Here is a 3355-nt window from a genome sequence, read left to right on the forward strand (position 1 = left end):
GTTCGTGGAGTTCAGCCGTCAGCGGGGCTTGTCGGCGGACGGCCGGTGCAAGGCGTTCGCGGCCGGTGCGGACGGTACGGGCTGGGCCGAGGGCGCGGGCATGCTGCTGGTGGAGCGGTTGTCCGACGCCCGGCGCAACGGGCACAAGGTGCTGGCGGTCGTTCGCGGTACGGCGGTGAACCAGGACGGCGCGTCGAACGGTCTGACGGCTCCGAACGGTCCGGCGCAGCAGCGGGTGATCCGGCAGGCGCTGGCCAATGCGGGTCTGTCTTCGGAGCAGGTCGATGCGGTGGAGGCGCACGGTACGGGTACGAAGCTCGGTGATCCGATCGAGGCGCAGGCGCTGATCGCCACGTACGGTCAGGAGCGGTCGGAGGAGCGGCCGTTGTGGCTGGGCTCACTGAAGTCGAACATCGGCCACGCCCAGGCCGCGGCCGGTGTCGGTGGTGTGATCAAGATGGTCATGGCGATGCGGCACGGCGTGCTGCCGCAGACCCTGCACGTGGACGAGCCGACGCCGCACGTGGACTGGTCGGCCGGTGAGGTCCGGCTGCTCACCGAGGCCGTGGAGTGGCCGGTGACCGACGTGCCGCGCCGCGCCGCCGTGTCGTCCTTCGGCATCAGCGGCACCAACGCCCACGTGATCGTCGAACAGGCGCCTGCCTCTGCGGAGTTGCCGCCCGTGTCCGACACCGGCGCGGTCGTACCGTGGGTGCTGTCCGGCAGGACGGAGGCGGCGCTGCGGGCACAGGCGGAGCGTCTGCTGTCCCTGGCGACGGCTACGGCCACGGACCTGCAGGCGGCCGACATCGGGTTCTCGCTCGCCACCACACGCTCGGCCATGGAGCACCGGGCCGCCGTGGTGGGGGAGCACCGGGATGCATTCCTGGAAGGGCTCCGTGCGCTGGCCGCAGGGTCTCCGTCCAACCGGGTCCTCCTGGGTGAACCGGGCACCAGCGGCAAGGTCGGGTTCTTGTTCTCGGGTCAGGGTTCGCAGCGGGTCGGCATGGGGCGTGAACTGTACGCGGCGTACCCCGTGTTCGCGGCGGCGTACGACGAGGTGTGCGCGCTTCTGGACGTGCCGGTCGGCGTCGACTCGGAAGAGCTCAACCAGACGGGTTCGACGCAGCCCGCGCTCTTCGCCGTCGAGGTCGCCCTGTTCCGGCTTCTCGAATCGTGGGGCATCCACCCGGACTACGTGGCCGGTCACTCGGTCGGTGAGATCGCGGCCGTGCACGTGGCTGGTGTGTTGTCGCTCGGGGATGCGGCGAGGCTGGTGTCGGCGCGGGCAGTTTTGATGCAGGCCCTGCCCGTCGGCGGGGCGATGGTCGCGGTCCAGGCGACCGAGGACGAGGTACTGCCCTACCTGACCGACGAGGTCGGGATCGCGGCGATCAACGGGCCTCGGTCGGTCGTTGTCTCCGGGGCCGAGGACGTGGTGGTCGCCATAGGTGAGGCCTTCCGGGAGCAGGGTCGTAGGACGTCCCGTCTGAAGGTCAGTCACGCGTTCCATTCGCCGTTGATGGACCCGATGCTGGAGGAGTTCGCGCAGGTCGTCGGCGGTCTGGCCTTCGACGAGCCGCAGATCCCGGTGGTCTCGAACCTCACCGGCCGCCTGGCCGAGCCGTACACGGCCGAGTACTGGGTCCGGCACGTCCGTGAGGCGGTCCGCTTCGCCGACGGCGTCCGGACTCTCCACGAGCTGGGCGTGACGACCTTCGTGGAGATCGGCCCCGGCGGCGTCCTCAGCGCCCTTGCCGAAGGCTGCCTCGACGCGGACATCGTCACTGTCCCGCTGCTGCGCGCCGACCGCCCCGAGCCGCAGGCCGTCGTCACCGCGCTCGCCGAACTGCACGCTCATGGCGTCTCCCCGGACTGGCAGGCGCTCTTCCCCGGCGCCCACCGCGTCGACCTGCCGACCTACGCCTTCCAGTACGAGCGCTACTGGCTGGATGCGCCCGAGGAGTTCACCGGCAGCGCCGCCGCCACCGGACTCGGGCTGGGTGCGGCGGAGCACCCGTTGGCCGGTGCGGCGGTCGCACTGCCCGGCGCCGACGGGTTCCTGGTCACCGGGCGGCTCTCGCTCAGGACGCACCCCTGGCTCGCCGACCACACGGTCATGGACAGCGTGCTGCTGCCGGGTACGGCGCTCGTGGAGCTGGCGGTGCGTGCGGGCGACGAGGCCGGTTGTGCACAGGTCGAGGAACTGACACTGGAAGCACCGCTGATCGTCCCGGACCGCGGCGGTGTGGCCGTGCAGGTGTGGGTCGGGGCCGAGGAGGAGCCGGGCAGGCGCGCGCTGAGCGTGCACTCGCGACGGGAGGATGCCCCGGACGGCGCGCCGTGGGTGCGGCACGCGGTCGGCTCCCTGACGGACGCGCTGCCCGAGCCGCCGCACGGTGCAGACCTCGGCGCGTGGCCGCCGGCGGGCGCCGAGGCCGTCGACCTGACCGGGTTCTACGAGGGCCTGGACGGACTCGGCCTGCGCTACGGCCCGGTCTTCCGGGGCCTGCGGTCGGTGTGGCGCAGCGGGAACGACGTTCTCGCCGAGGTCACCCTCCCCGAGGGCACGGAGGCGGGCGCGTTCGCCGTTCATCCGGCGCTGCTGGACGCGGCGCTGCACGCGATCGGCGCGGGCGGGCTCGGCCCCGTCGTCGACGGGCCGCTGCTGCCCTTCGCCTGGTCCGAGGTGGGTGTGCGTGCCGCAGGGGCGACGGCGCTGCGGGTCAAGGTCTCTCGCACGGGTACGGACGCGGTGTCGCTGACCGTGGCCGACGCCTCGGGCGGTCTGGTGGCCACGGTCGGCTCACTGTCGCTGCGGCCGGTGTCGCGCGAGCAACTGCTCGTGGCGGGCGGCTCCGGCAGGCGTGCCGACGACTCGCTGTTCCGCCTCGTATGGCAGCCCGCGGCCCTCACGGAGACTGACGCTGCCGTCGGCCTCGACGTACGGAGCTACTCGGATCCGGCCGCTCTGCCCGCCGAGCCGGCCCTTCCCGATGTCGCGGTGGTCACCGTCGTTCCGTGCCCGGCGGGGTCCGGTACGGAGACCGCCGACCGCGTGCACCGCATTGCGAGTGAGGTTCTGGGGTTGGTGCAGTGGTGGTTGGCGGAGGAGCGTCCGGGGTGTCTGGTGCTGGTGACGCGTCCGGGCGATCTGGCTCATGCTGCGGTGTGGGGGCTCGTGCGGTCAGCGCAGTCGGAGAACCCGGACCGGATCGTGCTGGTGGAGGCCGAGGACACCGATGAGGCGGTCGGTGTGCTGCCCGCCGTGCTCGCTTCCGGTGAGCCGCAGTTCGCGGTGGTCGACGGGGAGGTGTTCGTACCGCGCCTGGTGAAGGCCACCGGGACCGCCACC

The 3355-nt window shown here is 72.2% G+C and carries 1 protein-coding gene; it reads left to right on the forward strand.

Annotated elements, in window-relative coordinates; genetic code table 11:
* The coding region (locus ACFWBT_RS42385; protein WP_385709993.1) for a type I polyketide synthase at positions 1-3355 on the forward strand (3355 nt) is incomplete at both ends.

Origin of the sequence: Streptomyces sp. NPDC060027 (assembly GCF_042737005.1) — a bacterium.
Lineage (GTDB): Bacteria > Actinomycetota > Actinomycetes > Streptomycetales > Streptomycetaceae > Streptomyces.